This window comes from Streptomyces sp. NPDC050287 (genome assembly GCF_044459385.1).
In the GTDB taxonomy this organism is placed as follows: domain Bacteria; phylum Actinomycetota; class Actinomycetes; order Streptomycetales; family Streptomycetaceae; genus Streptomyces.
Genome location: NZ_JBITIY010000010.1, coordinates 291,381 through 317,492, shown reverse-complemented (window position 1 = coordinate 317,492; position 26,112 = coordinate 291,381). Strand labels below are relative to the sequence as shown.

21 protein-coding genes, 1 tRNA gene and 1 pseudogene are annotated in these 26,112 nt (G+C 69.6%); 8 read left to right on the top strand and 15 right to left on the bottom strand.

Annotated elements, in window-relative coordinates; genetic code table 11:
• Positions 1-47: 47 nt before the first annotated feature.
• A complete protein-coding gene (locus ACIBK3_RS32575) occupies positions 48-413 on the bottom strand; it encodes a VOC family protein (RefSeq protein WP_399371005.1) in 366 nt (121 codons plus the stop codon).
• 92 nt (positions 414-505) lie between these two features.
• Between ACIBK3_RS32575 and ACIBK3_RS32570 the strand changes: the two genes are divergently transcribed.
• Positions 506-1,471: a helix-turn-helix transcriptional regulator gene (locus ACIBK3_RS32570; protein WP_399371004.1), complete on the top strand. Its 966-nt coding sequence runs from the start codon at positions 506-508 to the stop codon at positions 1,469-1,471.
• Positions 1,472-1,481: 10 nt separating this feature from the next.
• On the opposite strand, the gene ACIBK3_RS32565 is transcribed toward ACIBK3_RS32570, so the two are convergent.
• Positions 1,482-2,015 carry an AAA family ATPase gene (locus ACIBK3_RS32565; RefSeq protein WP_399371003.1) on the bottom strand — a complete coding sequence of 178 codons (534 nt, stop codon included), beginning with the start codon at positions 2,013-2,015 and terminating at the stop codon, positions 1,482-1,484.
• 413 nt (positions 2,016-2,428) lie between these two features.
• Between ACIBK3_RS32565 and ACIBK3_RS32560 the strand changes: the two genes are divergently transcribed.
• From ACIBK3_RS32560 to ACIBK3_RS32550, 3 genes are read left to right on the top strand one after another with little or no spacing between them, the layout of a single operon-like run.
• The gene (locus tag ACIBK3_RS32560) at positions 2,429-3,679 is read left to right on the top strand and encodes an SGNH/GDSL hydrolase family protein (protein ID WP_399371002.1); all 1,251 of its coding nucleotides are present in this window, start codon (positions 2,429-2,431) and stop codon (positions 3,677-3,679) included.
• Positions 3,676-4,365, top strand: a complete 690-nt coding sequence (locus ACIBK3_RS32555; RefSeq protein ID WP_399371001.1) for a polysaccharide lyase family 7 protein — start codon at positions 3,676-3,678, stop codon at positions 4,363-4,365. The genes ACIBK3_RS32560 and ACIBK3_RS32555 overlap by 4 nt, the downstream gene beginning before the upstream one ends.
• A gap of 7 nt (positions 4,366-4,372) precedes the next feature.
• Positions 4,373-5,116 (top strand): polysaccharide lyase, encoded by a 744-nt coding sequence (locus ACIBK3_RS32550; protein WP_399371000.1) that lies wholly within the window; start codon positions 4,373-4,375, stop codon positions 5,114-5,116.
• Positions 5,117-5,284: 168 nt separating this feature from the next.
• Here the strand turns inward: ACIBK3_RS32550 and ACIBK3_RS32545 are convergent, their stop codons facing one another.
• The gene (locus ACIBK3_RS32545; protein WP_399370999.1) at positions 5,285-5,953 is read right to left on the bottom strand and encodes a response regulator; all 669 of its coding nucleotides are present in this window, start codon (positions 5,951-5,953) and stop codon (positions 5,285-5,287) included.
• Entirely contained in the window at positions 5,950-7,116 is a 1,167-nt protein-coding gene (locus tag ACIBK3_RS32540) for a sensor histidine kinase (RefSeq protein ID WP_399370998.1), read from the bottom strand. The genes ACIBK3_RS32545 and ACIBK3_RS32540 overlap by 4 nt, the downstream gene beginning before the upstream one ends.
• Positions 7,117-7,366: 250 nt before the next feature.
• Between ACIBK3_RS32540 and ACIBK3_RS32535 the strand changes: the two genes are divergently transcribed.
• Positions 7,367-7,984: a peptidoglycan-binding protein gene (locus ACIBK3_RS32535; RefSeq protein ID WP_399370997.1), complete on the top strand. Its 618-nt coding sequence runs from the start codon at positions 7,367-7,369 to the stop codon at positions 7,982-7,984.
• Positions 7,985-8,281: 297 nt separating this feature from the next.
• Positions 8,282-8,512, top strand: a complete 231-nt coding sequence (locus ACIBK3_RS32530) for a CHAP domain-containing protein (RefSeq protein ID WP_399370996.1) — start codon at positions 8,282-8,284, stop codon at positions 8,510-8,512.
• Between the two features lie 80 nt (positions 8,513-8,592).
• On the opposite strand, the gene ACIBK3_RS32525 is transcribed toward ACIBK3_RS32530, so the two are convergent.
• From ACIBK3_RS32525 to ACIBK3_RS32490, 8 genes are all read right to left on the bottom strand, one after another.
• Positions 8,593-10,524 carry a DUF2357 domain-containing protein gene (locus ACIBK3_RS32525; protein WP_399370995.1) on the bottom strand — a complete coding sequence of 644 codons (1,932 nt, stop codon included), beginning with the start codon at positions 10,522-10,524 and terminating at the stop codon, positions 8,593-8,595.
• Positions 10,521-12,770 (bottom strand): hypothetical protein, encoded by a 2,250-nt coding sequence (locus ACIBK3_RS32520; RefSeq protein ID WP_399370994.1) that lies wholly within the window; start codon positions 12,768-12,770, stop codon positions 10,521-10,523. Before ACIBK3_RS32520 ends, ACIBK3_RS32525 begins: the two co-directional genes overlap by 4 nt.
• A gap of 154 nt (positions 12,771-12,924) precedes the next feature.
• Positions 12,925-14,373, bottom strand: coding sequence for a hypothetical protein (locus ACIBK3_RS32515; protein WP_399370993.1), 1,449 nt, complete (start codon positions 14,371-14,373; stop codon positions 12,925-12,927).
• Entirely contained in the window at positions 14,357-17,770 is a 3,414-nt protein-coding gene (locus tag ACIBK3_RS32510; protein WP_399370992.1) for a DEAD/DEAH box helicase, read from the bottom strand. The genes ACIBK3_RS32515 and ACIBK3_RS32510 overlap by 17 nt, the downstream gene beginning before the upstream one ends.
• Positions 17,767-19,188, bottom strand: a complete 1,422-nt coding sequence (locus ACIBK3_RS32505; protein ID WP_399370991.1) for a protein kinase — start codon at positions 19,186-19,188, stop codon at positions 17,767-17,769. The genes ACIBK3_RS32510 and ACIBK3_RS32505 overlap by 4 nt, the downstream gene beginning before the upstream one ends.
• A gap of 35 nt (positions 19,189-19,223) precedes the next feature.
• Positions 19,224-19,877 (bottom strand): VWA domain-containing protein, encoded by a 654-nt coding sequence (locus ACIBK3_RS32500; protein WP_399370990.1) that lies wholly within the window; start codon positions 19,875-19,877, stop codon positions 19,224-19,226.
• A gap of 414 nt (positions 19,878-20,291) precedes the next feature.
• Positions 20,292-20,365: transfer RNA gene (locus ACIBK3_RS32495), tRNA-Pro, on the bottom strand.
• A 59-nt stretch (positions 20,366-20,424) separates the two neighbouring features.
• On the bottom strand, positions 20,425-21,876 hold the full coding sequence (locus tag ACIBK3_RS32490; protein ID WP_399370989.1) for an MFS transporter: 1,452 nt from the start codon (positions 21,874-21,876) through the stop codon (positions 20,425-20,427).
• 306 nt (positions 21,877-22,182) lie between these two features.
• Here ACIBK3_RS32490 and ACIBK3_RS32485 point away from each other — a divergent pair, with 306 nt between their 5' ends.
• Together ACIBK3_RS32485 and ACIBK3_RS32480 are read left to right on the top strand one after the other, a co-directional pair.
• Positions 22,183-22,761, top strand: a complete 579-nt coding sequence (locus tag ACIBK3_RS32485) for a TetR/AcrR family transcriptional regulator (protein ID WP_399370988.1) — start codon at positions 22,183-22,185, stop codon at positions 22,759-22,761.
• A 48-nt stretch (positions 22,762-22,809) separates the two neighbouring features.
• Complete coding sequence (locus tag ACIBK3_RS32480) at positions 22,810-23,751, top strand: alpha/beta hydrolase fold domain-containing protein (RefSeq protein WP_399370987.1); 942 nt, start codon at positions 22,810-22,812, stop codon at positions 23,749-23,751.
• A 25-nt stretch (positions 23,752-23,776) separates the two neighbouring features.
• Here ACIBK3_RS32480 and ACIBK3_RS32475 read toward each other — a convergent pair whose 3' ends face one another.
• The 3 genes and pseudogenes from ACIBK3_RS32475 to ACIBK3_RS32465 all read right to left on the bottom strand — a co-directional run.
• Positions 23,777-24,571 (bottom strand): alpha/beta fold hydrolase, encoded by a 795-nt coding sequence (locus tag ACIBK3_RS32475; RefSeq protein WP_399370986.1) that lies wholly within the window; start codon positions 24,569-24,571, stop codon positions 23,777-23,779.
• Positions 24,572-24,639: 68 nt separating this feature from the next.
• On the bottom strand, positions 24,640-25,593 hold the full coding sequence (locus ACIBK3_RS32470) for a VOC family protein (protein WP_399370985.1): 954 nt from the start codon (positions 25,591-25,593) through the stop codon (positions 24,640-24,642).
• A pseudogene (locus ACIBK3_RS32465) lies at positions 25,590-26,111 on the bottom strand (PrpF domain-containing protein); the annotation flags it as partial. The pseudogene ACIBK3_RS32465 and the gene ACIBK3_RS32470, both read right to left, overlap by 4 nt.
• Position 26,112: the final 1 nt, after the last annotated feature.

Genomic DNA, 26,112 nt, shown 5'->3' with positions numbered 1-26,112 from the left:
GGACCGACCGGCGAATGGATCACTTGAGGCGACGTGGGGTGGGGCGTTCAGTCCCGCGGTGCGACGCGGATACGGTTCCCGTCAGGATCGGCTGCGAGGAAGGTCAGCCCGAACCCCGCATCATGAGGCTCGCGCAGGATCGTGACCCCGTTGGACTTCCACTGCTCAAAGATCGCGTTGACCTCGTCGGGTCCACCGTCGATGGCCAGGCAAACCTCACTGGTGCGCGGGACGTCCGGTGACAGATGCTCGAACTGGCCAGACCACAGACCGAGGTCAGCGCCTGGCCCGAGGTCGAAGGTGATGTATCCCGGAGTCTCGAACGAGGGGCTCATGCCGAGGAGGCCGCCGTAGAAACGAGCCGCGGCGGGAGCGTCGTTCACGTAGACGATGGACACGACGGATGTGGTCATGGCTGTTCCTTCTCACAGGCGGTAGATACGCATCCACCAGCCTGACCGGGATATGCGCCGCGTCGTGTCGCAATTCCTGAAAAAATTGGTGTGTGACCCCAGACCGCTTCTTCACCCTGATGCTGCTCCTCAATTCGAGGAATGCCGCGACCACACAGGAACTCGCCTCAGCGCTCGGGGTGTCCCTTCGAACCATCACCCGGGATCTGAACTGGCTCCGCGACGCCGGTCTGCCGGTGACCGCACACCGGGGCCGCCTCGGAGGCGTGACCATGCTGCCCGGATCCGGACTCGACCTCACGCGACTCACACCGGGCGAGCGTGATCATCTGTCGCTCACCGGGCTGGATGAGAAGCAACGTGCGGAGCTCAACGCATCGGTCGAAAGCCGGCGCGCGCTCTCCAAGATCGCCGCTGCACAGCCACGTCGAGTTCATGAGCTCCTGCCGCTCACCGACGTAGTGCACGTGGACAGCCGCCCCTGGCGTCAGGCACGAGCTTCCGGCACGACTCCGGCTTCGCTGATCGGCGCAGTGCGGCGAGGTCACCGGCTACGGATCGAGTACGACAGCCCACGCGAGTCATGCCCACGCGACCTGGTCGTCGATCCCTACGGGCTGTTCGCCAAAGCCGGCATCTGGTACCTCGTCGCCGACTGTGCCCAAGTGCCACGGATGTACCGACTCGAACGGATCACGACGTGGAAAGAAGCCGACCAGCCACGACGGATCCGCGAGAAACAGACCCTGGCCACCGTCGCTGCGGCGCTCATTGCTCAGTGGGAACACAACCACGCGATAGAGGTCAGCGCCACCATCGACCAGACCCAGATCGAGCGAGCGCAACGGATCTTTGGCCTACGACTCGCCTGGGACGACCACGAAGAATCCGCCACCGGCCGCAAGGCAACAATCCGCTTCCTGCATCTGGAGGACGTGCGAGCACTACTGCCGTTCGGGAGCGCCATCACTGTGCACGGCCCCACCGAAGCCAGGGCTCACCTTCACGACCTCGCCACCGATCTTGCCCACCACTATGCGCCGTCACCAACGTCCTGACCCGCAACAACTAACCGCCCCAGCCGGTAGCGGCCACCACCTCACGGGCGATGTCCACGACGGGCCGCCCGTCCGTCACCACCCTCACAGTGTCAGCAGCTACCCGCTCGTCCAAGAGCCGTGCCTTGCGGGCGCTCGCCTTCAACTCCTGCTCCAGTTCCGAGCCGAGCTCCCGGCCCGCCAACCGCTCGCCGGCGGTGGTGTCGGATGCGGTGAGCAGAACCCGTACGATCCGCACGCCTGCCCCCATGGCACGCTCGAACATGCCCGTCGTCTCGGGCAGCACACTCAGGGTGTTCGTATAGATCAGGCGGCGGTAACCGCGCTGGGCGAAGTTCCCCCATACGGCAGTCAGATTGCTCTCGGTGATCTCCGAGCGGTGCGGATCCCCGTCCGGAGCCGGATGCACCTGCCCCATGAAGTCACCCTCGATGACTGCGTGAGAGACCGCCACGGCTCGCAGCCGTGCCGAAACCTCCCAGGCCACCGTCGTCTTGCCGACACCGGCACGCCCTCCGATGAGCAGTACCTCCGTGTGATCCATGAAGGCAGCTTGCCAGCTCGCGACCGCATCACGCGATCCGATATCGCTCTATTCCTATGGCCGCAGCCCTACCCAACCAACAAGATCACGATCTACAGCTGGAGTACTGGCGACCCAACAGGTCTTCCACGATCAACACCAGCCGGGACAAGCGCGCCCTCCCCTGGAGTCATCGGTACATCGGGTGTATCGGTAAGCCTGAGTGCGCTCCACGTGGCTGTCAACGTCCTCATCAGTCATACAAACCGGCTCCGATAGGCCGTCTTGGGTCGTTATGGCCGTCATGAGCACATCAATGATTCTGTTCGAAGTCCTTGACTCCTCCGATGTATTGAGGTTGCCTGCGTTCTCGTTCCTCACTGCGCATTCCGCGTTCGGCCGTTGGCCGACCCCGACCGGAAGGACCGCGCCGCATGCGCAAGGTCACGATCAGACACGTACTCGCGGCTCTCCTGGCAGTACTGGCATCGGCTCTCCTGCCGTTTCCGGCGAGCGCGGCCGCGTCCGGCGACCAAGGAACCGCGACCGGCAGGCCCGGCTGGACCGGCACCTGGGAGGCCGCCGCGTCCGCCACCGCCACCGAACTGCCGGGCCAGTCGGTGCGCAACGTGATCCACACCAGCGTCGGGGGCCGCGCGGCCCGGATCCGGGTGTCCAACCGGCTCGGTACGGCGGCGCTCGAACTCGGCGCCGCAGCCGTCGCCGTACAGGAGGCCGACGTTCCGAAAAGCCCGAACGCGGTGGCCGGAACGGTGCGTACGGTCACCTTCGGCGGCGCCGCGTCCGTCGTGGTGCCGGCCGGCCAGGACGTGGTGAGCGATCCGGTCCCGCTGCGGGTGCCCTCGGACGCCAACCTGCTGGTCAGCCTGTACACGCCCAATGATTCGGGCCCGGCGACGTATCACCGCTCCGCCCTCCAGACCTCGTTCCTCGCCCCGGACGGCAACCACACGGCGGACCAGGACGGCGCCGCGTACACCACGACCACCGGCTCCTGGTACTACCTGACCGGCGTGGACGTGCTCGGAGCGCCGGCCGCCGGCAGCGTCGTCGCGCTGGGCGACTCGATCACCGACGGGTCCGGGTCCACGGCGAGCGCGAACCACCGCTGGCCCGACCGGCTCGCCGACCGGCTGCGCGGGCTGCCCCCACGCGCACGCCTCGGCGTGCTGAACGCCGGCATCGCGGGCAACCGCGTTCTGCTGGACGGCACCGGCCCCAGTGCCCTGTCCCGGCTGGACGCGGACGTGCTCTCCCGCAGCGGCGTCCGCGCTCTGGTCGTCATGGAGGGCATCAACGACATCAAGGGCAGCCCGAACCAGACCGATCCCGACGCCTTCGCGGCCGCGTACCGCGACATGGTGGCGCGCGCCCACGCCCGCGGCATCCGCGTCGTCGGCGGCACGATCACCCCGTACGGCGGGAACGGCGGCTGGACCGCGGCTCGCGAGGCCGTACGGCAGTCCGTCAATGACCTGATCCGGAACGGCGGCATCTTCGACGCGGTGGCGGACTTCGACGCCGCCGTCCGCGATCCGGGCGCTCCCGACCGGATCCTGCCGGCCTTCGACTCGGGCGACCACCTGCACTTCGACGACGCCGGCCTCCAGGCGATGGCCGACGCCGTCGATCTCCACTCCCTCACCGGAAAGGACACCCCATGAACAGGCGAACGGTCTTACGAGCCGGAGCCGGCCTGCTGGCAGGCGGCGCCGCGCTCGCCCTGCCGCCGGCCCCGCTCGCCGGCGCCGCGCAGGCGGCGCCCGCCGCCGACCCGACCGACGGCTGGACACAGACCTCGTTCACGTACAGCTGGCACAAGCCCTGGAACCTCGACCTCAGCGAGCGGCACAGCTACAGCGGCGGCGTCCACCGCATGTGGGCGTACGCCACCGACGAGCCGTTCGATCAGGACAGTGCCACCGATCCGCGCACCGAGATGCGCTGGAAGGTCGACTACGCAACGGGCAACCACATGTGGGACGCCGACGTCTACCTCCCGTCCGGCACCGACGGCGCCACGTTCGTCCAGATCCTGCGGGGCGTCCACCCCGCGGGCACCTACGCCACCGACATCATGCTCAACGTCTACAACACGAGCGGTGGCACCGTGCGGCGCTACGACGGCACGGTGCTCAAGACGGGTGCGTACAACACCTGGTTCAACGTGAAGATCGCCCACCAGGCGAGCAGCGGGACCGGGACCGTCAAGGTCTACTTCGACGACTCCCTCGTCCTGACGGTCGACGACCGGGGCCCCGCCACCCGCTACTTCAAGAACGGCGTCTACAACCACGGGTCCGGCCGCGCCGAGGCCCGCTTCCGCAACATTCGCTACTGGACGAGGTGACCGTACCGTGCGCAGACGACAGGCCCTCGCCCTGCTCGGCGGCACCGTCCTGGCCGGCGCGGCCGGCCCGACCGGGCGGGCGTACGCCGCCGACGAGGTGTACTTCCAGAACCGTGGCAGTGTCGAGGGCTGGGACTACGCCTACACGCAGAAGAACGGCGTGATCGCGACCGCCGACTCCCCGGTGTACAAGGGCGCCCACTCCCTTGAGGCCACCCAGACGTACATCGGCGAGACCGGTGGCTACCACTCGGAGGTCATCCAGCGCGGCGCACAGAGCGTCGGCGAGGACAAGTACTACGGCCAGGCCATCCGGCTCGCCCCCGACTGGGAGTTCCATGACCAGAACGTCACTTTCCAGCAGTGGTCCCCCGAGGACCCTGAGGGGCCCTGGCTCCTGATGTTCGTCATCGGGGACGAGATCCGCTTCGGCGGCTCCGGCGGGATCAAGGGCACGGTGGGCGCCATCACGGCCCTGCGCGGTACGTGGCTGCGCGTCGTCGCACGCCTCAAGCTGGCGGGCAGCGGCGCGGGCGCCTTCGAGGTCTGGCTCAACGGGAGGAAGACCGTCAGCATGACCGGCATCACGGTCCTTCCCTCGACCTCGAAGACCATCCGCTGGTCGAACGGGATCTACTGCACGGCCTGGCGGAACGGCACACCGAGCGGTCCCGACGTGCTGACGGTCCACCACGACAATCACCGGATCGCCTCGTCCTACGCGCTCGCCGAACCGGCCAACTGGTCCTGAGCACGCCGCGTCACCCCAGCGGTACGACGCGGTCGGGAGCTGGGGTGGCGCAACGGGCGAGGCCGGGCCTTTTTCCGAGCCGTGGTGACTTCGGACCTCCTCCCGCTTCGGACCCCTCCCGCAACCGCGCGATCGTGGGCGCGGCCACTCCTTCCGGGCCGTGCCTGCCTACGGTCCCGGTGTCACGAGTCCTGTCTCGTAGGCCACCACCACCGCCTGGGCCCGGCTGCTCAGGTCCAGTTTGTTCATGGTGCGGTTGAGGTGGGTCTTGACCGTCGCTTCGCTGATGCAGAGCCGGTCGGCGATGTCCAGGTTGGACAGGCCGCGCGCGGTGAGCTTGAGGACTTCGACCTCGCGTGAGGTCAACGCGTCCAGGTCGCACGGGGGTGGGGCGCCGGGGTCGGAGCGGGCCTGGCGGGCGAAGGCTTCGACCAGGCGCCGGGTCACGGTGGGTGCGAACAGGGCGTCGCCGCCGCCGACCGCGGCAACCGCCGCCAGCAGCCGCTCGGGTCCCGAGTCCTTGAGCAGGAACCCCGACGCTCCGGCCCGCAGCGCCCCGTACACGTATTCGTCGAGGTCGAAGGTGGTCAGCACGAGCACTCGGGGCACGGGGGCGGCCGCGTCGGCGAGGATACGCTCCGTGGCCTCGATGCCGTTCATGCCGGGCATGCGGATGTCCATCAGGATCACGTCGGGCCGCGTCGTAGCGGCCAGTCGCACCGCTTCCTCGCCGTCCGCGGCCTGGCCGACGGTCTCGAAGCCGGGCGCGGCGTCGAACAGCCCGACGAGCCCGGCGCGGATGAGGAACTGGTCGTCGACGACGAGGACTCTGGTCATCTGGTGCGTTCGTCCCTCCACCGTGCGGCAGTTGCCGAAGTCGGCAGGGTCAGGCGGACCGCGAAACCGCCTTCGGCGCGTGGGCCGACGCTGATGGTCCCGCCGTAGAGCTTGGCCCGCTCCCGCATGCCGATCAAGCCGAGTCCGCCGTCCGACGAGACCATAGCCGGAATCTTCCCCTCTCCGTCGTTGGTGACGCTGACGGTCAGTTGGTGCTCGGCGTAATGAAGTCGCACCTGCGTGGTGGCGTGGCGGCTGTGTTTGAGGACATTGGTGAGGGCTTCCTGGACGACCCGGTACGCGCACAGCTCGACGCCGGGTGGAAGCGGGTGCGCGATGCCCTGGACTTTCAGTTCGACGGGGACGCCGCCGGCCCGGACCCGCTGCAGCAGGTCGCCGAGGCGGGCGAGGGTGGGCATGGGGGCGGCCGACTCGGCGCCGGCCAGGTCGTGTTCCCGCAAGACCTTCAGCATGCGCCTCAACTCGTCGAGCGCCTCCGTGCTGGTGTCCTCGATGGTGGTGAGCGCGTTCCGGGCCGTTGTGGCATCGGAGTCGAGGACGAACCGGGCCAGGCCCGCCTGCACGGAGATCACCGACATGTGGTGGGCGACGACATCGTGCAGTTCGCGGGCTATGCGCCCGCGTTCGGCGGCGACCTCACGGCGGGCCCGCTCGGCCTGCTCGGCCCGCAGCTGCTGGGCGAGTGCGTGGGAACGGCGGGCCAGGGTGCCGGACCACACCAGCACCGAGCAGTACAGCAGCACCTGGCCCACGACCAACCCGGTGGACAGGTTGTCGCTGATCAAACCGGCGTACACCCACTTGGCGGTCATCGCGGCCGCGCAGCCGACGGCGATTCGTGCCGGGTGCACCGATGCCACCGTGTACAGGACGAGCATCGAGCCGAACGCCGAGGCCACCGGCCAGTACCCCAGGCCGATGTAGACGACGCCGGCCGCCTGCACGACTGCGAAGACCACCAGCGGTGCCCTGCGCCGCAGGGCGACGGGCAGATGCGCCAGGGCGAGGAGCACGTAAGCGCTCGCGTCGAGTTCGGGCCAGCCCTGCGCCACCGACGACTGCCCCAGCCGGACAGCCACCGCGGTCATGGCGAGCGCGATCACCGTGTCGACAGTGAGCGGCCGAGGCGTACGCATGCGCATCGCCGCAGCGTATGCCCAAGCCGCACGTGGCAGCGTCAAACTTCCGTGGTACCGCGGAAGTTGCAGGTACCTCCACCGCTACCGCACACAGTTGAGCGGGAATTACACCCGCCACCCGACGCGGAGGGTGCGCCGCCGACCTTACGGTCATCGGACACGGCGCCGCCCGACCAGCGGAGCCATACAGCTTCGTGGGCTGCTCGCAGGAACCCAACGGGGCGTTACCCGGCTCGCGCCGGAAGGAGCCAGCATGACCACACGCACACGCACTACACGGGCGACGCTGTTGCCGATCACCACGCGGAAAACCATGGCGCGCGGCAAGCGGGGTCTGGGGGCTGCAGCCACCATGGCCATCGGAGGCGTACTGGCGCTGGCTCCCACACCCGCGTCGGCGTCCGTCTCTCAGGGCTACGTCGTCGGCGCGGGCGTGGTCACGGATGACTGGGGAGACGAGGGGCCGCTGTCGGCGTCGCAGCACTCCAACTCCTACGCTGTGGGCCTCTGGCAGTGGGTGCTGTGGGCGGAGGCAGCCCCGGAGACGAACGGAACCGCATTCGATCTGGGAGACATCGACTGCCGCTTCGGCGCGAACACCACCTACGCGACCAAGCAACTCCAAAAGCGATGGAGGCTCAGTCAGGACGGGATAGTCGGCAAAGCAACCTTCAGCAGGGCCGACAATGAACTGATCCTCTTCGAAGGCAGTGGGTTCGACACCGTCGCCTACAGTGGCAGCGAAGGTGACATTTACTTCAACCGCGACGACGTCGGTGTGTACACCTTCCCGGTGGTTTACAAAGACGACGAAATCCTTGATGCCAGTTACAGCGCGGCTCCTGCCGAGGTCTGCGAATACGGCAACTGAGCGCGGCATGTCCGTGGCGTGAAGACGGCTGCGCGGGGTGTTCGAGTACCACCGGGCGGGGCAGCCGCCTGCACGGTCGACGCCGTGGCCGCCCCAACCGAGTCAGACCTTCAACAGAAGGAGCCAAAAATGCGCATTCCGCTCATCAAGCGCACCGTCGCCGTAACGGTCGCCGTGGTAGCCGGAACGGTGGTCTTCACCGCGCCCCCCGCCTGAGCCAGTTCTTACAAGGGATGCGCGTACCCCCGTCGTCTGCATCACACTCGCCGTAGACCCCACCGCCCGCCGGCGAGGCGGGTGACGACGAACCCGCAGCCGGGCGACATCGCGGCCTTCGACTGGGATGGGGGCAACAACTACACCGGCGGGCATGAGCACATAGGCATCGTGCGATCGGTGAGCGGCGGCGCCGGCTTCACCACCGTCGAAGGCAACACCGGCAATCCCAACGGCGGATCGGACGGTGTCTACGTCAAGTCCCGCAGTACGAACAGCGGATACGACGTGCTGTTCATCCGAGTCCGCTGACCGGCTGACCGGCCGACCGGTGTTGGGGTTCCCCGCACTGCGGGGAACCCCAACTCGGCATCAGTGCACCCCTTGTGCCCTCAAGACGGCGCCCGAGATGAACATCCGCGTGGGCAGGAAGTGACTCGGCTCGTCTCACCACAAGTGCTACAGGCTGGGCATATGTACTGCCCGGGGCGACTCGCGGCCCAGCACGGAACCGCCAGGAAGGAACCGCCGACACGGCGGTCCAGGTCAGGTTCGTGGGCACCGGCGACGCCAAGACCAACCGGATCGAGCAACGGAAACCTGTGGCCGCAGGCTACGCAACGGCGGAGCTCCCACCGAGTGCGGCAGGAGGAACAAGCCGCGGCGAACAGGTCCGCACGAGGCTTGAACACCGTCTGGCGCTGCGCTCCCGTCTTGACACAGACCGGGCACACTTCGAGAAGCTCGGTCCTGGTGGCTGCGTCTTCCACCGCCGCGTACACGGTGCGCAGCCTCTGGGCTTCGTGCTCGGCTGCCCGTCCGCCGCCGCGGCGCCCTCGGGTGCCTTTCAGGAGCGTGGCAAGCCGGTCCAACTCCTGCGGTCGCGGCGCACGCACGACCGCGACGCCGTCGGGTCGGGCTTCGAGCCAGTCGCAGTCCGCGAGAGCGGACCGTTCGCCTGTGGACATGAGCACCGTGTGGGGATATTCGCGGGCGTCGGCGCCCAGGGTCGCCCACTGGATGGCCCGCACCAGACGGGCGACACTGAAAATGTCCAGTGGGGACAGGGGGGCCACGTCCGCACCATGCCCGGGCCCGACCCTGTCGCGGTGCCCGATCCGATACACGGACCAGACCACGTCGGTTTCCGCGTCCTGCCGCGGTTGGAGCAGGCCTGGATGGACGATGAGGTCGTTGTCGTCCTCGGCAGGCGGTCGGTTCCTGCGGATGTCAGCGATCGCGTCTGCGACCGAGGCGGGGTCGGGAGCCGCGCACAGGTCAGTCGTGGCCGGCAGGACGTTCAGCGCCCGCCGCCCACGCCAGTGCAGGGTGAACTCTCCTGTCCGGGACCAGGTGACCGTCAACGGCGCGCCCCGCATGCGGAAGCGGGTGGTGCGGCCAGGGGCGGGAGCCGGCTGGTCGGCCTCCGGTACGGCCTTGAGCAGCTTGCAGGCGAGAAGCAGGAGGAGACCGGTGAAACATTCGAAGCTCATGCGGACTTGCTGTCGGCGGCGGGCCACTTCGGCGGCCCCCGGACGCACGGCCTCGATCGCGGTGCAGGCCTGCCAGAGCAGGGCCACCCGTCGGTAATGCGGGTCGCTGCTGAACAGATTGGTCGGATGCAGTTCGCGGGGTGGTATGGAGCGGTGGTCGACGGCGCGTGCCAGAGGCGAGCTCAGCATGATCTCCACCGCCGCGAGGGACGATTCGAGTGTGCGCAGGCGCACCTCCGCGGCCGCCTGGTGCCTGCCGGAGTCCTCGACGTTTCTCAACAGTCCGGTCAGCTCCCGTCGTGCCCGCCAGGAGCTCTCCTCGGAGGACATCAGCAGGCCGTGTACGTCGCTCACCATCCTGCTCAGGTCCCTCAGTTTGGCGATGCGCTGCTGCAGATGCGACCGCATCACGTTGAGGACGGCGACAGCCACCCGGTTCTCGTAGATGTCGGCGTCCTCCTCACTGCGCCTGGCCAGGAGACGGCTGGGCCGCACACCGGCAAGGGTGTAGGAGTCCCAGTCCTCCGGGCGGGCGGCCAGACGTGCCGCCGCTCCGGTGGCGATGGAGCGTACCCGGGACGTCGGCAGGGTCTCCTCCACCGTGCGCAGGCGCGTGTACGGGCGGTGACACACCGTACGCAGTGCACCGGACTCACGCTCGAAGACGTCTTCCACCGGGAGCGCTTCCGTCTCGTCGGACACGTCGAGAATGATCGGCGGCATGGCCAGCCAGTCGTCGAGCGTGGTGGCCTCGGCCAGACGGGCCGACAGCGCCAACAGATGACGTACGAGAAGGGAGTCGGGATCCGGCTCGGTCGCTTCCCGGCTCATCGCCGACCACGCGAGCTAATCTCGTCGTCCAGCAGGCGTTGCGTCGCCACGGGTTCGTGAGCGCTGTCGAACAGCATCAGGCTCTCGACGAGGTCGGTGCGCAGCGTGTCGAGAGTGTCGGCATGGATGTCGTACCGTCCCCGGACGGAGCGGAGGATGCGCGTGGCCATGAGATGGTCCAGTGCCTCTCCCGGACTGCCTCCGGCGGCGACGACGACGGGGGCGAACTCCTTGATCTGCAACTCCAGCCGGTTGCCCCAGCCGATGCGCATGTCCTCCGCGAAGCGTCTGCGCCAGTGCGTGTCGAGGAAGCCGATGATGCCGGCGGCCTGCGTCCCGAAAGTGGCCTGCGCTTCGGTGAAGGCCTGGTGGAGACCGCGATGCGCGAGGGGTTCGGGCAGCGCGGTCGCCCTCTCCGGGAGGTCCGGGTGCTGCCAGGGCAGTTCCAGGACGAAGGCCCGGTCGTACGTCTTGTCGGCGAATCCGACGGTCGTCTCGTCGTGGTTGGCGGTTCCGATGAACCAGACGTTGTCCGGGACGGCGATGTGTGTTCCGTCGATGAGCAGGCTGGGAGGGTTTCTGACCGGCGCCGTGGTCAGCGCCAGTCTGGGCCGGTCCTTGATGGCGAGTGCCGACAGCACTCCGCTGAAGTACTGCTCGGGATGGGAGAGGTTCATCTCGTCGAGGACGATGAAGAAGGGCCGGTCCTTGAAGGCGGGGCACTGGGCGCGGTAAAGAGCCTTGGTGAACTCGGATTCGTAGAAGATCCGGTCGAAGCTGTTGTAGTAGCCCATCAGGTCCTGCGGGTCACGCCAGCCTGCCTGGACGGGGACCACGGCCACGCTGTTGTCGCTGCCGAAGGCGGTGGCCAGTGCACGGGCCAGGCCGGTCTTGCCGATACCGCTGATGCCCTGGAACAGGTGCAGGCGGCTCATCGCCATGCCTGCCAGGACGAGGCGCAGCTCCGACAGGCCATAGGAGAGGCCGGCCTTCTGCCGGATGACCGCCTGCATCCGGCGCACGAGGTCGGGCAGTTCCGGCGTGTGCGGGTCGGACGGCCACGGCGTGCCGAACTCGCGGTCCATCTGCGAGCAGGCCGGGAAGGCATGGCCCTCCTTGCCGGCCTGGGCGGTGGCCTTGAGCTTGGCCGCTTCCTCATTGAGGAGTTGCTGGAGTTGGTCGTTGGCCGCCTTCAGCCAGTTGTTGGCTTCCAGATAGTTCTGGCGTTCGTTGACCGCGATGCGATCACGTTGCAGTGCGGACTCCAGCTCTCCGCGCTCCCTGACCAGTTCTTCGTTCTCGGCGGCCAGTTGCGTCACCTGCTGCCGCAGTTGCTCGAGCAGGCGCGCGTCGGCGCGTGGTGCTGTGGCGTTCTCCTCCGTCAGGCGAGCGTTCTCGGCGCGCAGTTCGGCCATGCGCTCGACGACCTGCTCGAGGGTCATGCCGCCGAGAGAGGCCAGTGCGCTGTCGTATGCGCCGAGGCGAGCGCTCAGGCGTTCATTTCCCTCGGTGACCGCCGCCAGCCTGCGGCGGTCCTCCTCGACCTGCTGCAGCAGTTGGTCGGTTCGGCTCGCCACCTCGCGCTCGATTCGTTCCGCGCGGCCGGCTTGCTGCTCCCTGAGCGCGGCTTTGAGCTGCGTGACGTCCTCACGTTCGTCTTCAAGCCGGAGCTGGGCCGACCGCAGGTCCCTCTCGCGCTGGGCGAGGTCGCTCTCACGCCGGTCCAGGGCCGCCTGCGCGTCCGCCAGGCGATGCTGCGCCTCGCTCCACCGGGTCCGCCAGGCTTCGTGTTCGGCCTCGAGAGCGTCCGCCGCCGCCCGGCGCTGGTCCGCCAGCCAGGCTTCCAGTTCTCGGCCGGCCTCCAGGCGACGCTGTGCGAACTCTGCTTCGGCCGCTTGCTCCCGGTCGGACCGGTCCCGCTCACTGCGCTCGAGGAGTTCCGCGCGGACGTCGAGGGACGCGCGCTGTTCCTGGAGGGCTGCGGCCTCCTCCAACTGGCGGGCCAGCGTGGCATCGAGCTCCTCGCGCTGGGCACTGAACCGCTCCCCCTGTGCCGCCAGGGCATCTGTGGCTTCTGCCTGGCGCTTCGCGAGCGCGCGGTAGAGCTGCCAGGCCCGCTCGAGCTCGGAGGCCGCGCTGCCGGGTTCGTCACCCGCCGCGAGAACCACCTGGGCCTCGGCCGCGACCTCCTGTATCTCCGTGAGCAGTGCCGCGGTGCCGTCCGCTGTCTCCGTGAACGGCGGCACGGTGCCGTCCTCGTCCTTCGGATCGGCGGTGGATCCCGCGGGAGCCGGCTGAGGGGCACGGGTGGCCGCAGTGCGCTGGGAGGCGGCAGGCTGGCCCGGCCACACCGCTCCCTTTACCTTGCCACGCGATCGCGGCTGCCTCTTGCCCATGGCGTCAGTTCACTCTCTTGCTCGTGGTGGATCGGCCACCGCTCAGACCGAGCAAGTGGCGGGCTGCTTCGTAGGCGAGAGTCCGGATGTGTTCCAGCTCGTCGGGGGCCGGGGCACCGGTCGATCCGTGCGTTGCGTTGTTGCGCAGGATCCGTGACCGGTCGAGATCTTCCAAGAGCGTGGGCCGCTGCCTGATGAACGTGCCGAAAGGATGGTGCGGGTTGTCTCCGGCTGCCCAGACGGCTCTGATGATGTCCCCCGCCAGTCCGTTGGCCGGTCTGGCGCAGTATTTGCGCATGTCCGGTGGCACGGAGGTGGCACCCAAGCGCTCGGCGGTCAGTACGAACGCGCGCTCGCGCACCCCTTGCACGCGGGACGTCTGCAGTTGGGCGGGGAATCTTTCGTTGAGCCCGGGAAGTATGCACTCGAAGACCCGGATCGCGTTGCGGGCGGCGTTCTCGCGCTCCCGGGCGGTGTCCTTGACGAGCGCCAACTCGATGTCCGCGAGATGGATGAACACCTCCGGATGGTCCCGGATCTCCTCGCCGAGGATACGCACGACGTCGGCGCGGGCGTCCTCGGCGAGTTCTCGGTCGACCTTGCGGGCGGCGGCTGTCCGATCGCGGCGGATCTTTCCGAGCAACTCGTCGATCAGCCGGCCCAACTGCTCGTCGCTCTCGGCGCGGCTGGCCAGCAGGTCGGCGAAGGGCCGCCCGTCGCCCACCGCGAACGGGTCGTCGACGGTCCACGGACGCCCTGACCCGTCGTCGCCCTCGACGACGTAACACACCAGGTAGGCCGGGTTCGCGGTCCCGTGGAACGCGATCCGCCGTGCCGCCACGGCGGTGTTGTCGCGATCGCGGGAAGCTCCCCGAAGACCCCGAGCCGCCAAGTCGTGGCTTTTGCACGCTTCGAGCACATCCCGCTCCGACGGGCGCATCGACGTGCCGTTGGTCCGGAGCGTCAGTGCGCTGACCTCCCTGGACGCGCCGGCTGTGCCGAACTGGATGGTGACCCAGCGACCACGGTGTTCCCGAAGGTCGGCGCGTACCGGGTCTGCGATCAGGATGCGGGGCAGCAGCGCCCCGGAGGTGGGATCCTGGAAGACACGCACGAGCCGGGGGTCCGTCTCCGCCACCTCCCCCTCGGCCACGGTCTGTCTCCCCGCCTCGGTCAGCGCAAGACCGGGCCCCATGAGCCGGCCCTCCACCAGCCGGGCGATCACTGTGCGGCACAGGGCGGTGTCCAGACCGATCAGCCGGGACATGTCGCCCACGTCCCGGACTCCGGCGGCGCACAGGCGCAGTACCACGGTCTGGAAGACGTCCAAGGTGCGGGAGTAGCCGGTCGGTGCTGTCACCTGGTGGACCCACACCGGCAGCAGGACGGGCCGGTACCGTTGCCGCGGCGGGAAGGCCAGCTGGAAGACCGGGGTCTCACGGTCGAACGACACGGCCGTCCGCCCCCTTCCGGCACAGTTCCAGGAACGCGGCAAGAGGCTTGACCGCTGAGGGGCTCCCAGGCCCGAACATGTCGTCGTCCCCGACCACGGCGAGCAGTCGCTGCTGTCGGCTCATCGCCACGCACAGCCGGTTCGTGACGGTCACATGGCCGTAGGCGCGCTTGGCATCGGCGCGTGCGTCCGGTGCGCAACTGCGCACGGTGGAAAGGTAGGTGACGGAGAACTCCATCCCTTGGAAGGCGTCGACGGTGCCGACCCGCAACCGGTCGAGCGGTGCGCCGTCCTCGTCGCGGCAGAGCCGGGGCACGGGGCGCCATCCGCCCGCATCGGTGAACTCGGCGAGCCCGGCTTTCTTGAGTTCCTTCCAGACCTCGGTGACCTGCGCCGCGTAGAACGAGATGACTCCGAAGGTCATCCGCGGGTACCGCTCGATCAATGCGGCTATCTCCGCCGCGATGGCAGCGGCCTCGGCGGGACGGGCGCGGCTTGATCCCCGCTGTGTTTCGCCGCCCGCTGACAGCGGCACGGGAAGCCATACCGCGGGGACCTCGCCGTACCGGTCGATCCCGTGCACGAACTCGGCGGCGTCACGGCCGTTGCGCAGTCGGCGGTCGTAGAAGTTCTCGCTGACGAAACTGCCGAGAACCGGGTGCATGCGGAACTGTGTGTCCAGCCGGACGAACCGGTGATGCCCGTCCGACGAACCACGCTCCCACTGCCGGGCCAGTCGCTGGAAGAGGCTTTCCTGCAACCGGTCGCGCATGTCGTCGCCGAGCGAGGTCAGTTCACGTTCCACATCGGGTTCCAGCATGTGCGGAAGCTGTTGGTGGTCCCCGACCAGCACGATCCTGCGGCGGGCCTGGGCAAGCGGGATGAGGAGGTCCAGCGGGTTGGCCCGGGCCGCCTCGTCGACGATGACGGACTCGAACACTCCGTCCTGACGGCCGACAGCGACCATGGCTTTGGAGACGGCCTGCTGGCAGGTCGAGGCGAGCGAGACGGTGTAGGCGCGCAGGGTGTTGTCGACGCCTTCCGGATCGCTGCGCAGATCGTCCCGGTAGTCGAGCAGCGCCGCCGCTATGGCGTCGGGTGACCGGGTCACGTCCTGTGCGAGTTGTGCGGCGAGCCGGTCCAGGAGGTCGACGATCGCGGGATCGGCCACGGTGACCTCCGGCAGCCGGATGCGCGCGGTGAGACGGTCGAGCAGGATGTCGCGCAACCCGGAGAGTGAATCGAGCAGTTCGGGCGGCGGCGACGTGGCGGCGACCGCCGCCCGCAGCGGCTCCCGGTACGAGATGCCGTCCAGCAGCGGGCTGTCGGCGAGATCGAGCCGCGTCAGCAGTGCTCGGGCGGTGCGGGGCCCGTCGTCGTGGAATCCGGTCGCGGTGCAGCGTAGAGCCCGGATGTACGGCAGGAGGTCCGCGCGAACCTCGGGGTCGGCCACCGCGGCGGCCCGGAGGCGGTGCTGGTCGGCACTGTCCCTGTGACTTCGGAGTTCCGACACCAGGGACGGTTCAGCGATGTCGCCCAGTTGGTCGAGCACCTGGTCGAGGAACTGGGGCAGGAACTCGGGCGGGACCGGTGCCACCCGGTAGGTGGCGGCCAACTCGGCGGCGGCTCGCCGGGCAGCCAGATGACGTCCCGCCGGGCGTTCACGCAGCCGTAGGTCGGCGGCGCGGGCCGCCTCGATGCGCCAGGTGTCGAGCGCGACTTTGCTGCCCCGGCCTCGGGAATCCACCTTGAGCGGAGGCAAGCCGAAGACCCAGCCACGAGTGACCAGGTGATCCACCGCGGCGTGCTGGAAACTCGTCAGCAGGGTGCTGCCGGCGACATCCCCGCCCTGGGCCAGGTCGCCCAGTTGGTTGACCAGAGCGGCGATCACCTGTGTCTTGCCTGTACCCGGCGGTCCTTGGATGATCGCCACATCGGGGGTGTTGAGGGCGGCGAGTACCGCTTCCCGCTGCGCCGGCGTCGGCCCGTGAGGAGCGAAGCAGTTGAGTGCGGAAGGGGAGAGCTCGGTGATCCGCCGTGGTGGCGGCTGCGGCCAGGAACGGCCCTCCAGCAGAGTCGGCAACGCGGGAATGTGCGTCCCGTCGGTGCGCAGCTTCTGCATGGCTTTCTCGCGCCGGTCGAGGCGGCGCTGATCACCGCGGTGTGCCAGGTAGAGCCACCCCTGGGACGGCGGGTCCTCCTGGTCGTTGAGGGTCGCGGCAAGCCGCAGCGTCTCGGTGACGCTGTCGTATCCGAGTGGTTCGCCGACCCACGCGTGCACCTTCTGCGCGCGGGACGCGACCAGCCACTCCCGATCGGTCAACGCCGTGTCCGTCACGGAGGCCGGAACCTCCGCCGCCGCCTCGATCTCGGCGCGTTCGACCGCTGTCGTGTTCTCCAGGGCAGCTCGCGTGCGGGGCAGCGCACGGTGGAGATCCACCGTGAAAGCGCAACGGCCGTCAGGCTCGACCTTGACGTCGGTGTACCGAATGATTCCGAAGTCGCGGATGCGTCCCCTGATGTGGCGGGCCTCCAGTTCCTGGTACCTGTCCCACATGGCCAGGTAACTGTTCTGACTGGCCACCAGGTCGAGTCCCTGCTGGATCCTCTCCCGGTCGCGCTGTCTGGCCGTCATGTCGCGGAACTCGACAGCACCGACGGCCAGCGCCTTGCGACCGGTGCCGTGCCGGTCGTGGACCGAGCTGAGCAGGCGGACGATGCGGTACCCGGCCGTGTGTTTCTCGACGTCGGCCATGAGCCCGGGCCCGTGCACCCGAAAGCCGGCTTCGAAACTTCCGGCTGGTCCGGCCGAGACCACCATGCGCCGGACGTCTTCGGGAGCCCCGGGACGTGGGCCCAGGAACAGTTCGCGTCTCATGAAGTCCAACGTGGACCCGACGTTGACGGTGTCCGCCCGGTCCGCGTACTTCATGGCGTCCTCGATGACCGCGTCATCGACGTCGAGCAGGAGTCCGGAGCTGAGCGGAACCGCGAGCCCGACGGCGGGCGCGTAGATGTGCGCCCGCAAGGTGAATGGTTGGTCCGCGTCGGACGCGGACGCGTCGGGCCTTCCGGCACGAGGACGGTGCGGCGGGACAGCCGCGGGCGGCCGCGGCCGGACCGGATGAGCGGTCACCGTCACACAACTGGTCCCGGCTGCCACGACGCCGTCGAGCTTTCGTTCGTCCTCAGGACGGGCCGGCGTGACTCCGAACGTGGCGGACTCGGTGACCAGGTCGAGGTGGCCTGTGGGCCGACGGTACAGGCGGACCTCGCTGCCGTCGGGAATGGGCTGGTCGGTGAACCCCTGCGGCACCCGACGCCAGTGGAACGACAGCAGAACGGGCTCTCCGGGCATACGGGCCGGCATGACCGGTCCCCTGGTCCGAACGCTCATCCACTCGCCTCCAGAGCCATCAGGCGTACCCAGCGGTGGATGACGCCCGGCTTCCCGAAGTGCAGCGTCCAGGTGCGGCCGTCGACGGGTACCGTTGCCTGGCTTCCCTGGCCGATCTCCCGCCATGGCCGACCGTCCTGATGGTCCAGCCAGAGGCTGTCGCGTGAGAGGTTCAGCACCGTGGCGTCCCGGCCCTGGAACTGCACCTGGGCGACCACGGCGTCGGGCCGATCCGGTGCGGGGGAGGTATGGCGAGCGGTCAGCGTTGTCCCGGCACCGGAGCGCAGCACGGTGAAGTCGGGCAGGGGCACCTCTGTCAGATCGACACCCGGGACATCGTCGCCGCGGCCCGACTGGGCTTCGGGCTCGATGCCCACCGGACCGGTCAGTCCGTGACGCAGCACCCAGACTCGGTCTCTGGGCCTCCCGCACGCGAGGCAGGAGAGCGCGGCGGCACGGTAGGTCCACCCGCATGCCGGGCACCCGACGGTCTGTCCCGCCGCGGAGTGCAGGGCCGCGGCCCACCGGGCAGCGGGCGGCCGCAGCAGAGGGTCGCCCACGGCGTCCACGAAGCACCGGGTGGCCAGGTCCCACAGCTGACCGGACAGCACTTCCCGTCGGGGCGTGATGCCCGACGTGCACTCATTGGTGTGTTCGGTGGGGTGATCGATCCAGGGAAGGCGAAAGCGGTCCGCGTACTCCTGCTGATAGGCAGGGTCGGAGTCCAGGACCTCATCGCCTCGAAACGGGTGACTCGCCGTGAGGGTCTCGAAGATCAGTACGCCGAGTGCGTGCGCGTCGGCCAGCGTGGTGGCGCCGCTGCGCCCCGACACGATCTCCGGTGCCCCGTAGCCCGGAGTGTGGACCGGTGCGGATTCGACTGTCGAGACCAGACCGAGATTGTCCACGTCGATGAGCCGGATCTCGTGCTGCTCGGGAGCGGCGGAAACCAAGACGTTCGACGGCGACAGGTCCTGGTACACCAGGGCGCGCGCATGGAGAAGGGCGACGGCGTCCGCGAGTCTGGCCAGCAGTCGCAGTCGGCGTTCCAGCCCTCCGGTGCGCAGGTACCAGGCTGCCAGGTCGTCCTCGTCGGGGACGCACAAGGTGTCCAACGGAACCATCTCGTCGGCCAGTTCCATCACGTAGCCGAGCTTCGGCGGAGCGAGCAGGGCGAGCACGCCGGCCAGCGGGACACCGGCCAGCGGCAGGCGCTGGATGCGGCGCAGCCGGGCATGAACGGCCTCTGCCGCCTCCTGGGTCGGCGCAGTGATCATCTTGACGGCGGTGCGTCCGCCTCGGGCCAGCCACACCTCACCCTGGCCTCCGGCTCCGATCGAGTGAGTCAGTGACCACAGTTGGTGGTACTCGTCCTCGACGGGCCGCAGCAGACCGCCGAGGTCCCAGCGCGATGCCACTGGTCGGGTTCCTCTCGCCGCGTGCCTCAGCCGGCTCAGGCGCCGAAGTCGGACAGGTCCTCGGGGCTCAGCACCGGTGTCCGGTCCGGCCGGGTGCTCTGGGCACGCTGAGTGACGGTGACCGTGACCCAGCGGAAGTACTGCTGGATGCGTCCGACGTCCTGTGCCTCGAACACACCGTTGGCCTCGTCGCTGACGAAACGGCGGAGCACTGCCTTGGCCTGCTCGGTCATGTCAGGACCGATGGCGATCGCCAGCCGGGTGGCCTTGGCGCCCTTCGGGGAGTCGAGCAAGGAGTCGAGGGCTTCTTCCCACTCGTCGGTGGGCATCCCGTCGGACACGAGGACGAGAGTGGGAGAGAAAGCCCGGGCCGGGACGACGGACTCGTCCCGCAGGACCAGATCAGCGAGTTCGAGGGCCGCGCCGAGCGGGGTACCGCCCCGGGCCTCCATATCGGTCCAGGAAGCCTCCGCTGCGGGCACCAGTTCCTGGTGCAGGACGGCACGGTCCTGGCTGAAGGCGATCACTCCGACGTGGATGACGCCTCGTCCGACGTCGGCCGTCGCGAAGTCGCCGAGCATGCGGCGGATGCACTCGTTGAGCACATCGATCTTCTCCTGGGGCTCCCCCATGCTTCCGCTCACGTCCGCCAGCACGAGTACCGGTAACGGACGCGCCTTCGCGGCCATGAAGCGCGGCGCACCACCCACGACGACCCCCCATCGTCCTCACCGCACTGGCAGTTGCACACCGACGCGCCTGGTTGCGGCAAGGTCATTCCTGACGCTGAGGCAGACAAGGTACTACGAATCGCGCCGGGCGGTCCCCCGCCGACGGCCGCTGCCCGCCGGCCCGCCGACGCGGTCCGTGCCCAGGGGGCGACCGCGCCGATCTGCCCGAGTGACCTCAAGGCCCCGCTCGCGGACAGGGGCACCGGCAAGGTGAACGTGTACGGGTTCCCGGACACGAACCCGGGGGCGATCGTCAGTCAGCAGGTTCGGGGGGCCGGCGCGGTCGCCTCTGAAGGCTCCGTTTCCAGCAAATGATCAAGAGGCCGGTTCAGATCTCCTCTGAACCGGCCCCTGACCCGCGACTTCGTAAAGTCGGGACGACAGGATTTGAACCTGCGACCCCTTGACCCCCAGTCAAGTGCGCTACCAAGCTGCGCCACGTCCCGGTGCGCTCGCACGGTTGCCCGTGTGAGCGCGTGGATCAACCCTACCGCATGCGGGTACGTCAGCCGCGCGCGCCGGGAGCCACGGGCTGCTGCTCCGCGCCTGGTGTCCCGGCGTTTGCGAGCGCGGGGCCGGTCGTCCGGCCGCCGCGCCGGGCCGGGACCAGCAGGGCGGCCAGGGCCGCGGCCAGGCAGAGCAGGGCGAGCAGGGTGAAGCCGTGGGTGTAGCCGGAGTCGTACGGCAGGCCCGAGGGCTGGAGGCGGCCGGTGACCAGGACGCTGGTGACGGCGGCGCCGATGGATCCGCCGATGGTGCGGATGTTGGCGTTCATGCCGGTGGCGGCGCCGGTCTGGTCGGCGGGGACGCTGCCCACGATCAGGTTGGCCATGGAGGCGAAGGCGAGTCCGATGCCGAGACCGAAGACGCCCGCGACCAGGGCGATCTGCCACTGCTCGTCGTGCCACCGGGCGAGGAACCCGCAGGCCGCCGCACCGAGTGCCGCGCCTGTGGTCAGGAGTTTCTTGGCGCCGAGCACCGGCTCCAGCCGGCCGCTGAGGACACCGGAGAGGAACATCGCGACCAGCATCGGAAGCATGAGCAGTCCGGCGGCCGTGACGCTGGCGCCGAAGCCGTATCCGGCCGAGGACGGCGTCTGCACGAAGCCCGGCAGGAAGGACCAGATCGCGTACATGCCCGCGCCGAAGAGGAACGCGGCGGTGTTGGTGGTCCACACGGCCGGCAGCCGCATGACCTTCAGGTCGATCAGCGGGGTGCGGGAGCGGGCCTCGGCGGCGAGCCACAGCGCGAACAGCACGACGGCGGCGGCGAACAGGCCGAGCACCCGGGCGGAGCCCCAGCCCCACACGGCCGCCTGGCTGAGCGGCAGCAGCAGGGCCACGAGCCAGGCCGACAGCAGCGCGGCACCCAGCCAATTGACCTGCCCCTGGGCCCGGTTGGACGACTCGGGCACATACCGTACGGCGATCAGCGTGGCGAGGGCGACGATGGCGACCGGGATCCAGAACAGCCACCGGTAGTCGAGCGCGGTGACGATGGGCCCGGCGGCGACCATGCCGACGCCGCCGCCGGCCGCGATCACGGCGGACAGGTTGCTGATGCTGCCGCTCACCTCGGACGGGGCGAACTCGTCCCGGATGATGCCGAAGGAGAGCGGGAACAGGGCGCCGCCGACGCCCTGGACGACCCGGGCGGCGATGAGGACGCCGATGCTCGGGGCGAGCGCGGCGAGCAGACAGCCGACCGCGACGGCGACCAGGACGGCGACCAGGGTGCGCTTCTTGCCGATCAGGTCGCCGACGCGGCCGAGGATCGGCGTGAAGATCGAGGCGGACAGCAGATAAGCGGTCATCACCCAGGTCGCCGTGGACTGCGAGGTGTGCAGCGCGTGCTGGACGGTCGGCAGGGCCGGCGCGATCAGCGACTGCAGCATGGAGAACACGCCTGCACCGGTCGCGAGGACCGCGAAGGTGAGACGGGTGGACTTGCGGGGCATGGAGAGCCTCTCCGAAGACAGGATGCGGCCGAGGCCTCGGTCCGCGGTCGGACGGGACCCGGTGCGCACTGCGGGCAGCACGGGGCACGCCGACGGCCACGGTGAGCGGTCGCGGAAAGGTGGTGGACGGGGACGGACGGTCGCGCGGTGCGGCGCCCGTGGGGTACGGGGACGTGGTCCCGTCGGCGATGCGCGCGGCCGCACGCATCCACGGCGAACACACCCCGCACTGGTAAAGTGGAGGTACACCTCCACTGTAGCGGAGGCGTACCTCCGCTTCAACCTCGCGCCGCCCCAGGAGGCACCGTGACCACCCAGCCGTTTCCCGTCAGCGAGATCGTCGCGTCCCGACGACCGCACCGGAAGGACGCGGCGCGCAACTACGACGCCCTGCTGGCCGCCGCCCGTGAGGCGTTCGCGGAGCACGGCGCGGAGGCCGCCCTGGAGGACATCGCCCGGCGCGCGGGCGTCGGCATCGGCACGCTGTACCGGAACTTCCCCACCCGCCGCCACCTCTTCGAGAGCGTCTACGCGGACGAGGTCAACACCCTGTGCCGGGTCGCCGAGGAGGTCGCCGACCGGGAGCCCTGGGAAGCCCTGACCGCCTGGCTCGACCGGTTCGCGGGCTACGTGGTGACCAAGCGGGCGGTCCGCGAAGCCCTCAACGACGAGTCGGAGATCTTCGCCGCGTGCCGCGATTCCATGCTCCGGGCCGGCGGCCCGCTCTTCGAGCGCGCCCAGCGGGACGGCGAGGCGCGCACGGACATGGACTTCGTCGACCTGCTGCGCATGGTCTCGGGCATCGCCGCGACGACCTTCGACGACGACGCCCAGCGCGACCGGGTGCTGTCCGTCGCCCTGGACGGAGTGCGCGCCGCCCGCTGACCACCAGGGACTGGTTATTCATTGTCATATCCAAGTAAGTTCGGCCGCATGTCCCTCCTGGCCAGGCCCGCAGTGGCCGCCCTCGCCGCCAAGACGATGCAACGCGCGACGGCACTCGCCGACCGGCGCTCCGGCGGGCGCGGCTCCGCGGCGGCCTCGCACGCCCGGTTCCCCGAATTCCCTCGTAACGTACGGGAGTTGACCATCCCCACCTCGGTCGCGCCGGCCCGGTCGACGGTGTATCTGCCCCCGGCCGGCGAGACCGGGACAACCGCCCCGCCGGTACACGTCAATTTCCACGGCGGCGGCTACGTCATCGGGCTGACGGAGATGGACGACCCGCTGTGCCGCTTCCTCGCCGCCGAGGCGGGGGTCGTGGTGATCAACGTCGACTACGTGGTCGCCCCGCAGCACCCGTTCCCCGCCCCGCCCCGGCAGGCGTACGAGGTCGTCCGCTGGGTGGCCGAGCACGGCGGGGAGCAGGGCTGGGACGGCGGCCGGCTCACCGTGGGCGGACAGAGCGCCGGCGGCGGACTCGCGGCGGCCGTGGCCCGGCAGGCGCTGGAGGAGGGCGGCCCCTCGATCGCCCTCCAGGTCCTGCACTATCCCCCGCTGGACCTGGCGACCCACGCCAAGGACAAACGCGCCGCCATCGGCAAACCGGTGCTGCGGCCGTGGATGGCCGACGTCTTCGACACGTCGTACGTCCCGGACGAGCGGCTGCGGACGGACCGGCTGGTGTCGCCCGCCCATCCGTCGGACACCGCGGATCTGACCGGCATCGCCCCGGCCCTCGTCGTCACCGCCGCGTACGACCTGCTGCGGTCGGAGGGCGAGCGCTACGCCGGCCGGCTGCGGAAGGCCGGCTCCCTGGCCGAGCACCATGACGTGGCCGGGGCCGACCACGGGTACGACGGCTCGGACGACGCGAAGGCGCGGGAGACGTACGCCCTGATCGCCCGCCATGTGCGGGAGGCGGGCCGGGGCTGAGACCGCGGCTTGTCGGCCCCGTGTTTCAGGGGCCTGGGCTCGTGGCGGCCGCCTCCAGGACGACGTCGGCGACCCGTGCGGGCTGCTCGACCAGGACGGTGTGACCGGCGTCGGGAACCGTGACCAGGTGGATCCGGGGGCAGGCCTCCAGCGCCTGCCGCTCGCCGTCCGTCAGACCGATCTCGTCGTGGTCGCCGCGCACCACCCAGGCGGTGACGCCGGAGTCGCACAGGCGCGCGACCAGCGACGGGTACCGGTCGAGGTACTCGTAGTAGCGCCGCACGATCCGCCGGCACGTGTCCGGATCATTGTGGCCCATGTCCGCCGCGAGCGCGTCCGCCCGCCGGGGCGGCAGCTCGCGTTTCATCGCCATGGGCAGCAGCTTGAGCATCCCCGCCCAGGCGGCGGTGGAGATCCCGGGCACCCGCCCGACGGAGTTCATCACGCCCAAAAACCTCGCCTCGTCCCCGCGTGAGAACGTCGGCGACAACAGGACCAGGGGCCCCGGGAACAGGCCCTCCGCAGCCATCTCGATCGCCACGTTCGCCCCGAGACTGTGGCCCACCACCACGTCACAGGCCGCATCGGCCGCGAAGTCCGCCATCAGGCGGGCGTAGCTCTCCATGGTGACGTCGTCGGGTGCCGAGGTCCCGCCGAACCCGGGCATCGTCGCCGCCACCAGCCCAAGGCCCGCCACCGCCGGCTCGGCCATCACGTCCGCGTAGAACTCGGTCGTGCACAGACCGCCCGGAATCATCAGCACCCGGTGCGGGGCGCCATCGACCGGCCCCGCACGCCGGACATCCCAGCTCTCACTCATCCTCCGAGCGTGACGCCGTACGCCGTCCCTCGCATCCGCAGCAGTGGGTGCCGCCGTCCCCGGCGTGCTCAGTCGACCGGCGGCGTGCCGTGCGTGTGGAAGGACTCGATGGTCTTCAGCCCCCAGGCCTGCCCCTTCTTCCGCTCGTCCTCGGTCCAGGTGACCAGCGGCCAGTCGGGCGCCAGCACCAGCCGGGTGAGCGGGTTGCACAGTTCGACGCGATTGCCGCCGGGCTCGTAGACGTACAGGAAGAAGGTCTGCTGGATGGCGTGCTTGTGCGGGCCCGTCTCGATGAACACGCCCGTGTCGATGGCGAGGTCGGCGGCGCGCAGGATGTCCTCGCGGGTGTCGGTGGCGAAGGCGATGTGGTGCAGCCGTCCGGTGGAGCCGGTCCAGTCCTCGGTGTAGAGGACGTCGTACGACTTGTCGGTGAAGGTCAGCCAGCGTGCGGCGATCCTGCCCGTGTCGAGCCGGATCTGCTCGGTGGGCCGGGCACCCAGCACCCGTTCCTGGAACCGCGCGTTGCCGAGCACGTCGGCGGCGAGGAAGTTGATGTGATCCAGCCGTCGCACTCCCACGCCCCGGGAGGGCTTGGCCTGCGGCTGGTTCTTCAACGCCGGTCTCAGTTCCCCGGGGGCCCGGTAGTACTCGCTCTCCCAGTAGAGGGCGTGCTCGTGGCCGTCGGGGTCGGTGGTGACGTACAGCTTGCCGAGGCCGGGTTCGTCCTCCACCCAGCGGCCGCCGGTGCCGCCCGCCTCCTCGACCGCGGTGACCCGGCGGCGGAGTGCCTCCTCGCTGGAGGTGCGCAGGGCGAGACGGCCGAGGCCGGGCTGTGCGCGGGCGGTGAGCACCAGGCTGTGGTGCTCGTAGTCGTCGAAGGTGCGCAGGTAGACGGTGTCGCCGTGCCGCTCGTTGACGGTGAGCCCGAGGTAGTCGGTGAAGAAGGCGACACTGGCGTCCAGGTCCGGGGTGAACAGCTGGGCGTGGCCGATGTGGGCGATGTCGCCGAGCGGCGGGGTCATCGTCGATCTCCTCGGGTGGGAGGGGGCAGCGGTGCCGTGCCCGCGGGCCTGGGGAAGACGGCGCCGTCGAAGATCTTGCGAGCGGTGCGGACGACTGCGGTACGGCGGGCGCGGGGCAGGCCGTCGGGAGTGGTCCCGAGGCTGCTTTCGATGTCGAGGAACCCCGTGGGATGTTCGATACGGACCCGGTCACCGGCCGCATCGAGTTCCGCCAGGCCGGCGCCGACACCGCCTTCGACGCGCAGGCCGGCGGCGACACCGGCCGCGCCAAGCACCCCGATCGCCGGGTGGCAGCGCACCGGAATGAAGGTGCGGGTGGTGACCGCGCCGCCCTCGCGGGGCGGGGCGAGCAAGGTCAGCTTGGGCACCGTGGCGTTCGAGACGTCACCGAGGCCCATCAGCCGGCCCGCCTGCAGGCGGATCGTGCGGAGCCGGTCGGCCAGAGCCTGGTCGGCCTCCAGCTCGGCGGGTGACTCGTATCCCGTGACCTTGAGCGCGGCGGCCTCGATGAGGACCGTC

What these genes read in the sequence shown, in the direction of transcription:
- ACIBK3_RS32575 (WP_399371005.1), bottom strand. Translation starts at nt 413, where the DNA reads ATGACCACATCCGTCGTGTCCATCGTCTACGTGAACGACGCTCCCGCC.
- ACIBK3_RS32565 (WP_399371003.1), bottom strand. Translation starts at nt 2,015, where the DNA reads ATGGATCACACGGAGGTACTGCTCATCGGAGGGCGTGCCGGTGTCGGC.
- ACIBK3_RS32560 (WP_399371002.1), top strand. Translation starts at nt 2,429, where the DNA reads ATGCGCAAGGTCACGATCAGACACGTACTCGCGGCTCTCCTGGCAGTA.
- ACIBK3_RS32555 (WP_399371001.1), top strand. Translation starts at nt 3,676, where the DNA reads ATGAACAGGCGAACGGTCTTACGAGCCGGAGCCGGCCTGCTGGCAGGC.
- ACIBK3_RS32545 (WP_399370999.1), bottom strand. Translation starts at nt 5,953, where the DNA reads ATGACCAGAGTCCTCGTCGTCGACGACCAGTTCCTCATCCGCGCCGGG.
- ACIBK3_RS32540 (WP_399370998.1), bottom strand. Translation starts at nt 7,116, where the DNA reads ATGCGCATGCGTACGCCTCGGCCGCTCACTGTCGACACGGTGATCGCG.
- ACIBK3_RS32535 (WP_399370997.1), top strand. Translation starts at nt 7,367, where the DNA reads ATGACCACACGCACACGCACTACACGGGCGACGCTGTTGCCGATCACC.
- ACIBK3_RS32525 (WP_399370995.1), bottom strand. Translation starts at nt 10,524, where the DNA reads ATGAGCCGGGAAGCGACCGAGCCGGATCCCGACTCCCTTCTCGTACGT.
- ACIBK3_RS32510 (WP_399370992.1), bottom strand. Translation starts at nt 17,770, where the DNA reads ATGAGCGTTCGGACCAGGGGACCGGTCATGCCGGCCCGTATGCCCGGA.
- ACIBK3_RS32500 (WP_399370990.1), bottom strand. Translation starts at nt 19,877, where the DNA reads ATGGCCGCGAAGGCGCGTCCGTTACCGGTACTCGTGCTGGCGGACGTG.
- ACIBK3_RS32490 (WP_399370989.1), bottom strand. Translation starts at nt 21,876, where the DNA reads ATGCCCCGCAAGTCCACCCGTCTCACCTTCGCGGTCCTCGCGACCGGT.
- ACIBK3_RS32480 (WP_399370987.1), top strand. Translation starts at nt 22,810, where the DNA reads ATGTCCCTCCTGGCCAGGCCCGCAGTGGCCGCCCTCGCCGCCAAGACG.
- ACIBK3_RS32475 (WP_399370986.1), bottom strand. Translation starts at nt 24,571, where the DNA reads ATGAGTGAGAGCTGGGATGTCCGGCGTGCGGGGCCGGTCGATGGCGCC.
- ACIBK3_RS32470 (WP_399370985.1), bottom strand. Translation starts at nt 25,593, where the DNA reads ATGACCCCGCCGCTCGGCGACATCGCCCACATCGGCCACGCCCAGCTG.